Source organism: Salipiger sp. (genome assembly GCF_059781815.1).
This window is the reverse complement of the sequence record NZ_JBYNAH010000217.1, coordinates 1-8,771: the sequence shown is the minus strand read 5'-3', so window position 1 is coordinate 8,771 and position 8,771 is coordinate 1. Positions and strand designations below refer to the sequence as shown.

7 protein-coding genes and 1 tRNA gene are annotated in these 8,771 nt (G+C 67.4%); 6 read left to right on the top strand and 2 right to left on the bottom strand.

Annotated features, from left to right (window positions below; all coding sequences use genetic code 11):
• On the top strand, positions 1-1,102 hold a 1,102-nt coding region (glyA, locus tag AC6RA4_RS20270), incomplete at its 5' end, for a serine hydroxymethyltransferase (RefSeq protein WP_500163428.1).
• Between the two features lie 179 nt (positions 1,103-1,281).
• Here the strand turns inward: glyA and AC6RA4_RS20265 are convergent.
• Complete coding sequence (locus AC6RA4_RS20265) at positions 1,282-1,935, bottom strand: redoxin domain-containing protein (RefSeq protein WP_500163427.1); 654 nt, start codon at positions 1,933-1,935, stop codon at positions 1,282-1,284.
• 161 nt (positions 1,936-2,096) lie between these two features.
• Between AC6RA4_RS20265 and AC6RA4_RS20260 the strand changes: the two genes are divergently transcribed.
• On the top strand, positions 2,097-3,536 hold the full coding sequence (locus AC6RA4_RS20260; protein WP_500163425.1) for an aldehyde dehydrogenase family protein: 1,440 nt from the start codon (positions 2,097-2,099) through the stop codon (positions 3,534-3,536).
• Positions 3,537-3,730: 194 nt separating this feature from the next.
• On the opposite strand, the gene AC6RA4_RS20255 is transcribed toward AC6RA4_RS20260, so the two are convergent.
• Positions 3,731-4,378, bottom strand: a complete 648-nt coding sequence (locus AC6RA4_RS20255; RefSeq protein WP_500163424.1) for an RluA family pseudouridine synthase — start codon at positions 4,376-4,378, stop codon at positions 3,731-3,733.
• Positions 4,379-4,556: 178 nt separating this feature from the next.
• On the opposite strand from AC6RA4_RS20255, the gene glpX reads away from it, so the two are divergent.
• The 4 genes from glpX to AC6RA4_RS20235 all read left to right on the top strand — a co-directional run.
• The gene (gene glpX, locus AC6RA4_RS20250) at positions 4,557-5,522 is read left to right on the top strand and encodes a class II fructose-bisphosphatase (RefSeq protein ID WP_500163422.1); all 966 of its coding nucleotides are present in this window, start codon (positions 4,557-4,559) and stop codon (positions 5,520-5,522) included.
• A 126-nt stretch (positions 5,523-5,648) separates the two neighbouring features.
• Entirely contained in the window at positions 5,649-7,394 is a 1,746-nt protein-coding gene (gene recJ, locus AC6RA4_RS20245; RefSeq protein WP_500163421.1) for a single-stranded-DNA-specific exonuclease RecJ, read from the top strand.
• A 137-nt stretch (positions 7,395-7,531) separates the two neighbouring features.
• A tRNA-Glu gene (locus AC6RA4_RS20240) sits at positions 7,532-7,606 on the top strand.
• A gap of 153 nt (positions 7,607-7,759) precedes the next feature.
• On the top strand, positions 7,760-8,771 hold a 1,012-nt coding region (locus tag AC6RA4_RS20235), incomplete at its 3' end, for an Orn/Lys/Arg decarboxylase N-terminal domain-containing protein (protein ID WP_500163420.1).

Sequence of the window (8,771 nt, the reverse complement as noted above, 5' to 3'; positions counted from 1 at the left end):
CTACCCCGGTCGCCGCTACTACGGTGGCTGTGACTGGGTCGACGTGGCCGAGAACCTCGCCATCGAGCGCGCCAAGAAGCTCTTCGGCTGCGAGTTCGCCAACGTCCAGCCGAACTCCGGCAGCCAGGCCAACCAGGGCGTCTACCAGGCGCTGATCCAGCCCGGCGACACCATCCTCGGCATGTCGCTTGACGCCGGCGGTCACCTGACCCACGGCGCCCGCCCGAACCAGTCGGGCAAGTGGTTCAACGCCGTGCAATACGGCGTGCGCCAGCAGGACAACATGCTGGACTACGACCAGGTCCAGGAGCTGGCCAACGAGCACAAGCCGAAGCTGATCATCGCCGGCGGCTCGGCCATTCCGCGCCAGATCGACTTCGCCAAGATGCGCGAGATCGCCGACAGCGTGGGCGCCTACCTGCATGTCGACATGGCGCACTTCGCCGGCCTCGTCGCCGCGGGCGAGCATCCCTCGCCGTTCCCGCATGCGCATGTCGCCACCACCACCACCCACAAGACCCTGCGCGGTCCGCGCGGCGGCATGATCCTCACCAATGACGAGGCCATCGCCAAGAAGGTCAACTCGGCCATCTTCCCGGGCATCCAGGGCGGTCCGCTGATGCATGTCATCGCCGGCAAGGCCGTGGCCTTCGGCGAGGCGCTGAAGCCCGAGTTCAAGACCTATGCCAAGCAGGTCATCGCCAACGCACAGGCGCTGTCGGACCAGCTGATCAAGGGCGGTCTCGACACCGTGACCCACGGCACCGACACCCATGTGGTGCTGGTCGACCTGCGCCCCAAGGGCGTGAAGGGCAACGCCACCGAGAAGGCTCTGGGCCGGGCGCACATCACCTGCAACAAGAACGGCGTGCCGTTCGACCCGGAAAAGCCGACCATCACCTCGGGCATCCGTCTCGGCTCGCCCGCCGGCACCACCCGCGGCTTCGGCGAGGACGAGTTCCGCCAGATCGCCGACTGGATCATCGAGGTGGTCGACGGTCTCGCCGCCAATGGTGAAGAGGGCAATGCCGAGGTCGAGGCCAAGGTGCGCGGTGAGGTGACCGAGTTCCTCAAGCGCTTCCCGATCTACCCGACGCTCTGAGCGTGGACTGCAAGATCTTTCGTCCGAAAGATCTTGTCCGGTCCCAATGGTGAGGGCGAAGATTTTTCGCAGGAAAAATCTTCCGCCTGTGCCGGATCAGGACACGACCGCAGAGATCGCAAAAGAAAAGCCCCGGATCAGACGATCCGGGGCTTCTTTCTTGGCGCGAAAGGGGCCGATCAGGCCGGGTCTTTGGCGTAGCGCAGGTAGGGCAGCTTGATGTCCAGCTCGCCGTATTTCTCGGCCGCCGCCGCGTCGTCGAGCGACAGCGCGACGATCACGTCCTTGCCGGTCTCCCAGTTGGCGGGGACGGCGAGCGGCTGCTCGTAGGTGCGCTGCAGACCGTCGAGGGCGCGCAGCACCTCGGCGAAGTTGCGGCCCACCGACATCGGGTAGGTCATCATCAGCTGAACCTTCTTGTTCGGCGCAATGATGAAGACCGAACGCACGGTGGCGCTGTCGGCGGGCGTGCGGCCGTCGGGCATGTAGGCATCGGCGGGCAGCATGTCGAGCGCCTTGGCCATCTTCAGGTCATCGTCGGCCACGATCGGGAAGCCCGCCGGCGCGCCGGAGGTGGACTCGATGTCGCCCTTCCACTTCTTGTGCTCCTCGACGCCGTCGACCGAGATGCCCATCACCTTGGTGCCGCGCTTGGCCCATTCGTCGGCCAGCTGCGCCACGGCGCCGAATTCGGTGGTGCAGACCGGGGTGAAATCCTTGGGGTGCGAGAACAGGATCGCCCAGCTGTCGCCGATCCAGTCGTGCAGGTCGTATTCGCCGAGGTCGGTGACGACGTGAAGGTTCGGAATCTCGTCGTTGATGCGCAGTGCCATGGGAAGCTCCTTCCGGATGAAAATCAGTTCGCGCTGTCCGTGGGCCCTGTAGGTACATCGTGGATGCACGATGTAAAGACCCCGCCTTGCGGAGGGCGGGGGCGCGTGACAGAGTGTCGCCACGGGGAAATTTGATCAAATCTCAACGAAGGAAGACTCCCATGATCGAGAAGCGTCAGTTCTATATCGACGGCGCGTGGACCGAGGCGCTTGACGGGCGCGACCACGAGGTGATCGATCCGGCGACTGAAGAGCCCTGCGCGATCATCGCGCTGGGTGGGCAGGCCGACACCGATGCCGCCGTGGCTGCCGCCAAGCGGGCGCTGCCGGGCTGGATGGCCACCCCCGCCGCCGAGCGCATCGCGCTCGTGGAAAAGCTGCTGGCGGTCTACAAGTCCCGCGCCGATGAAATGGCGCAGGCCATCAGCCTCGAGATGGGCGCCCCGATCGCGCTGGCGCGCGCCAACCAGGTCGGCGCCGGGCTCTACCACCTGCAGAACTTCATCGACGCCGCCAAGGGGTTCGACTTCGAGGCGCCGTTCTCGGCCGCGCATCCCGACACCCACATGATCCACGAGGCGATCGGCGTCTGTGCGTTGATCACGCCGTGGAACTGGCCGATGAACCAGGTCACGCTCAAGGTCGGCGCGGCGGCGATTGCCGGCTGCACCATGGTGCTGAAGCCCTCCGAGGAGAGCCCGCTCTCGGCGCTGCTCTTTGCCGAGTTCATGGACGAGGCCGGCTTCCCGAAGGGCGTGTTCAACCTCGTCAACGGCGACGGCATGGGCGTCGGCACGCAGCTCTCGGGTCACCCGGATGTCGACATGGTGAGCTTCACCGGCTCGACCCGCGCCGGCCGCGCGATCTCCAAGACCGCCGCCGAGACGCTGAAGCGCGTGCACCTGGAGCTGGGCGGCAAGGGCGCCAACCTGATCTTCGCCGATGCCGATGAGGCTGCGGTGACGCGCGGTGTGAAGCACATGATGCAGAACTCCGGCCAGAGCTGCAACGCGCCCTCGCGCATGATGGTCGAGGCGCCGATCTACGATCGCGTGGTCGAAGAGGCCGCCGCCGTGGCAGAGACCGTGACCGTGGGCGCGCCCTCCGAGGATGGCAAGCATATCGGCCCGGTGGTGAACGCAACGCAATACGAGAAGATCCAGGGGCTGATCGAGACCGGGATCAAGGAAGGTGCGCGGCTCGTTGCCGGCGGTCCGGGCCGCCCGGAGGGCTTCAACAAGGGCTTCTACGTGCGCCCGACGGTGTTTGCCGACGTGACGCCGGACATGACCATCGCACGCGAAGAGATCTTCGGCCCGGTGCTCTCGATCATGAAGTTCGAGACCGAGGCAGAGGCGGTCGAGGTTGCCAATGACACGCCCTACGGCCTGACCAACTACGTGCAGAGCCAGGACGCGGAGCGCCGCCACCGCCTGGCGCGGCAGCTGCGCTCGGGCATGGTCGAGATGAACGGCAAGAGCCGCGCCCCCGGCGCGCCGTTCGGCGGCATGAAGCAGTCGGGCAATGGCCGCGAGGGCGGCATCCTTGGGATCCACGACTTCCTCGAGATCAAGGCGGTCAGCGGCTGGGCTGCAGAATAACGCGACCCACTGGGGCGGCAGCACCACGCCGCCGCCCCCTCCCACCCCCTGATCTTCTCTACGTAGACAAATACTCACGATCCGGCCTTCCCGCCGGGTCGTCCCTCTCAGACAAGGGCGCCCCGCAGACACGCCCTGATCTTCTCCACGTTCCTAAATACTCACGGCCCGACCTTGCCGCCGGGCGCGGCGCCTCAGAACGGGGCCTTGGCGCGAAACTTCACCCCGATCCCGCTCTCCGGGTGGTGCAGTCGCAGCTCCTCGGCGTGCAGCATCATCCGCGGGTACTGGGCCGCGGTCTCCGGCGCATAGAGCGGGTCGCCGATGATCGGGTGGCCGAGCGCCAGCATGTGGACCCGCAGCTGGTGGCTGCGCCCGGTGAGCGGGTGCAGGCGCACGCGGCTCTCGGCGTCATCGGACTTGGTCACCTTGTACTCGGTGAGCGCGGGCTTGCCGGTCTCATGACAGACCTTCTGCAGCGGCCTGTTGGGCCAGTCGACGATCAGCGGCAGATCCACGCTTCCCGTCTTCGGCTCGAGCCGGCCGGCGACGCGGGCGATATAGGTCTTGCGGGTCTTGCGGGTCTCGAACTGCTGGCCGAGATGGCGCTGGGCATGGGCGCTGAGCGCAAAGACCATCACCCCCGAGGTGTCGCGGTCGAGCCGGTGCACGAGGCGCACGGTCGGGAAGGCGCGTTCGAGCCGGGCGATCAGGCAGTCGGCCAGCTCCGGCCCCTTGCCGGGCACCGAGAGCAGGCCTGCCGGCTTGTCGACCACGAGAAGGTCGCTGTCTTCATGCAGGATCGGGATCTCGCCCTGCGGCGGGGAATAGGTGTCGCTCATGCCGCCTCATGTGGCAAAGCCGGGCCGCCGCTGCAAGGCGCGAGGCCGCTTTCGTTGCCGCGATGCCCCGCCGCGGGGGCCAGTGGGCCGCAGAAGGCCCTGTTAGCGCCCGCGGGCTTGCCACCTGTCTCATCCGCGCGCTACACCCGCTACGACAGTCATTTCAAAGGACCTCTCCATGTCGATCCCCAAGGATTTCAATGACCGCATGTTGTCTCTGGGCTTGGCCCGTGTGGCCGAGCAGGCGGCCATCGCGTCGGCCAAGCTGATCGGTCATGGCGACGAGAAGGCCGCCGACCAGGCCGCGGTCAACGCCATGCGCGACCAGCTCAACAAGCTCGACATCAAGGGCGTCGTGGTGATCGGCGAGGGCGAGCGCGACGAGGCGCCGATGCTCTATATCGGCGAAGAGGTCGGCACCGGCGAGGGCCCGGGCGTGGACATCGCGCTCGACCCGCTCGAAGGCACCACCCTGACCGCCAAGGACATGCCGAACGCGCTCACCGTGATCGCCATGGGTCCGCGCGGCTCGATGCTGCATGCCCCCGACGTCTACATGGACAAGCTGGCCATCGGCCCGGGTTACGCGGAAGACGTCGTCACCCTCGACATGACGCCGACCGAGCGCGTCGAGGCGCTGGCCGCGGCCAAGGGCTGCAAGAACACCGACATCACCTGCTGCATCCTCGAGCGCCCGCGCCACGAGGAGATCATCGCCGAGGTCCGCGCCACCGGCGCGGCGATCCGCCTGATCACCGACGGCGACGTGGCCGGTGTCATGCATTGCGCCGAGGCGCATCTGACCGGCATCGACATGTACATGGGCTCGGGCGGCGCGCCGGAAGGTGTTCTGGCGGCGGCGGCGCTCAAGTGCATGGGCGGCCAGATGTATGGCAAGCTGATGTTTCGCAACGATGACGAGCGCGGCCGCGCCGCCAAGGCCGGGATCACCGATCTCGACAAGATCTACAAGCGCGACGAGATGGTCACCGCCGACGTGATCTTTGCCGCCACCGGCGTCACCAACGGCTCGATCCTGTCGGGCATCAAGCGCGAGCCGGGCTGGATCACGACCGAGACCATCCTGATGCGCTCGAAGACCGGCTCAGTCCGCCGGGTGATCTATCGCAACCCGTTCGAATGATGCCGCGCCCGGCCACAAGGCCGTGACGTGAGTATTTGAAAACATGAAGAAGCAGGGGGCGGCGTTCCGTTCCCTGCTTTTTCGCTTTATGGCAGGCGTCAGACAGGCAGAGGGGATCGATTGGGCATGAGCTATCTCGGGGTCGAAGCATCGCTGACCGGGCGCCGCTGGGTCGGGCCGGGGGTCGAGCAGGAGCGCCAGGCAGAGGCGCTGGCGCAGCAGAGCAACCTGCCGCGCGGGCTGTGCCAGGTGCTGGCGCGGCTCGGGGTCGAGGCGCCGGAGGTGGCGGGCTATCTCGCGCCGACGCTGCGCGATCTGCTGCCCGATCCGCGCTCGCTGCGCGACATGCAGGCGGCGGCCGAGCGGGTGCTTTCGGCGGTGAAGCGACGCGAGCGCATCGCGGTGTTTGCCGACTATGACGTCGATGGCGGCGCCTCGGCGGCGCTGCTGCTCGACTGGCTGCACCAGCTCGGGCTTGGCGCGACGCTCTACATTCCCGACCGCATCGACGAGGGCTACGGCCCCAACGAGCCGGCGATGGAAAAGCTCGCCGCGAGCCACGACCTGATCATCTGCGTCGATTGCGGCACGCTCTCGCACGGGCCGATCGCGGCGGCGAAGGGAGCGGACGTGGTAGTGCTCGATCACCACCTCGGTGGCGAGACGCTGCCCGACTGCGTCGCGGTGGTGAACCCCAACCGGCAGGACGAGGACGGCGCTCTGGCGCATCTCTGCGCTGCCGCTGTGGTGTTCCTGATGCTGGTGGAATGCGGCCGCCAGATGCGCGAGGCCGGCCAGCGCGGGCCGGACCTGATGGCGATGCTCGACCTGGTGGCGCTGGCCACGGTGGCCGACGTGGCGCCGCTCAAGGGGGTCAACCGCGCGCTGGTGCGGCAGGGGCTCGCGGTGATGGCACGGCGCGAGCGGCCGGGGCTGGTCGCGCTGTCGGACGTGGCGCGGCTCGACACGGCGCCCTCCTCCTATCACCTGGGCTACGTGCTGGGGCCGCGGGTCAATGCGGGCGGGCGCATCGGGCAGGCCGATATCGGCGCGCGTCTGCTGGCCAGCCGCGACCGGCACGAGAGCGAGGCGCTGGCGGCGCGGCTCGACCAGCTCAACACCGAGCGCCGCGAGGTCGAGGAGGCGGTGCGCGCAGCCGCCCTGGCGCAGGCGGAGGAGCGCGGGCTCGACGCGCCGCTGGTCTGGGCGGCAGGCGAGGGCTGGCACCCGGGCGTCGTCGGCATCGTCGCCTCGCGGCTCAAGGAGCTGACCAACCGCCCGGCGGTGGTGATCGGGCTCGACGGCGACGAGGGCAAAGGCTCGGGCCGTTCGGTCTCGGGCGTCGATCTCGGCGCCAGCATCCAGCGGCTGGCGGCGGACGGGCTGCTGCTGAAGGGCGGCGGGCACAAGATGGCCGCCGGTCTCACCGTGGCGCGCGACGGGCTCGAGGCGGCGATGGAACGGCTCTCGGAGCTGCTGGCCAAGCAGGGCGCGGGGCAGGGCGGCGCGGCGGACCTGAAGCTTGATGGGCTTTTGATGCCGGGCGCGGCCAATATCGAGCTCTGCGAGCAGATGGAGCAGGCCGGGCCCTTCGGCGCCGGCGCGCCGGCGCCGCGCTTTGCCATGCCTGACGTGCAGGTGGGCTTTGCCAAGCAGGTCGGCTCGGGGCATCTCAAGGTCTCCTTCGGCGACGGGCTGGGGGCGAAGATCGACGCGATCTGCTTCGGCGCCTTCGACGGCCCGCTGGGGCAGGCGCTCTGCGATCACCGGGGGCGGCGATTCCACGTCGCCGGTCGGCTCGAGATCAACGAGTGGAACGGGCGGCGCACGGTGCAGATGCGGCTGGAGGATGCGGCCCCGGCGGAAGGCTGAGGCATTCGCAGCTAAGATCCTGAAATGTAGTCCGATATTCCGCATGTCGCGGGTCGGAGGACATGTGAGAAAAATATGAAAATTAGGCTTGCGGGTCTGCCCGCAATTCCCTAAAACCCGCGTCACGCTTCGGCTCTGGCCCGTTCGTCTATCGGTTAGGACGCCAGGTTTTCAACCTGGAAAGAGGGGTTCGATTCCCCTACGGGCTGCCACTGCTTCCAGACATTTCACCCCGTTGCCACAGCCGCTTGCCGCGCCATCCCCGCGCCGCGATCGCGCGCGCCTTGCCCGCGCAAGCCCTTGACGGGGCGGGCAGGGGCGGAAACAACGAGGGCAAAGACCCTGCCGGCCGAAAGGAGAGGCTGATGAAGTTCCGATTCCCCATCGTGATCATCGACGAGGATTTCCGCTCCGAGAACACCTCGGGCCTTGGCATCCGGGCGCTGGCGGAGGCCATCGAGAACGAGGGCTTCGAGGTGCTCGGCGTCACCGGCTACAGCGACCTGAGCCAGTTCGCCCAGCAGCAGAGCCGGGCCAGCGCCTTCGTGCTCTCGATCGACGACGAGGAATTCACCCCTGGCCCGGATCTCGACCCGGCGGTGCTCAACCTGCGCACCTTCATCGAGGAAGTGCGCTGGAAAAACGCCGACGTGCCGATCTACGTCTACGGCGAGACCAAGACCTCGCGCCACCTGCCCAACGACATCCTGCGCGAGCTGCACGGCTTCATCCACATGTTCGAGGATACGCCGGAATTCGTCGCCCGGCACATCATCCGCGAGGCCAAGAGCTATCTCGAGGGCATCCAGCCGCCGTTCTTCAAGGAGCTGCTGGATTACGCCGAGGACGGCTCCTACTCGTGGCACTGCCCGGGCCACTCGGGGGGCGTCGCCTTCCTGAAATCGCCGATCGGGCAGATGTATCACCAGTTCTACGGTGAGAACATGCTGCGCGCCGACGTGTGCAACGCGGTCGAGGAACTGGGCCAACTGCTCGACCACAACGGCGCCATCGGGGCCTCCGAACGCAACGCGGCGCGGATCTTCAACGCCGATCACTGCTTCTTCGTGACCAACGGCACCTCGACCTCGAACAAGATGGTCTGGCACCACACCGTGGCGCCGGGTGACGTGGTCGTGGTCGACCGCAACTGTCACAAGTCGATCCTGCACTCGATCATCATGACCGGCGCGATCCCGGTCTTCCTGCGCCCGACGCGGAACCACTGGGGCATCATCGGTCCGATCCCGCATTCCGAGTTCGAGCCGGAAACCATCAAAGCCAAGATCCGCGACAACCCGCTGCTCGAGGGCTATGACGCCGAGACGGTGCAGCCCCGCATCATGACGCTGACCCAGTCGACCTATGACGGGGTGC

Bases quoted from the DNA above. Each gene is read 5' to 3' on its own strand.
- AC6RA4_RS20265 (WP_500163427.1), bottom strand. From the start codon at position 1,935: ATGGCACTGCGCATCAACGACGAGATTCCGAACCTTCACGTCGTCACC.
- glpX (WP_500163422.1), top strand. From the start codon at position 4,557: ATGTCGATCCCCAAGGATTTCAATGACCGCATGTTGTCTCTGGGCTTG.
- AC6RA4_RS20260 (WP_500163425.1), top strand. From the start codon at position 2,097: ATGATCGAGAAGCGTCAGTTCTATATCGACGGCGCGTGGACCGAGGCG.
- AC6RA4_RS20255 (WP_500163424.1), bottom strand. From the start codon at position 4,378: ATGAGCGACACCTATTCCCCGCCGCAGGGCGAGATCCCGATCCTGCAT.
- recJ (WP_500163421.1), top strand. From the start codon at position 5,649: ATGAGCTATCTCGGGGTCGAAGCATCGCTGACCGGGCGCCGCTGGGTC.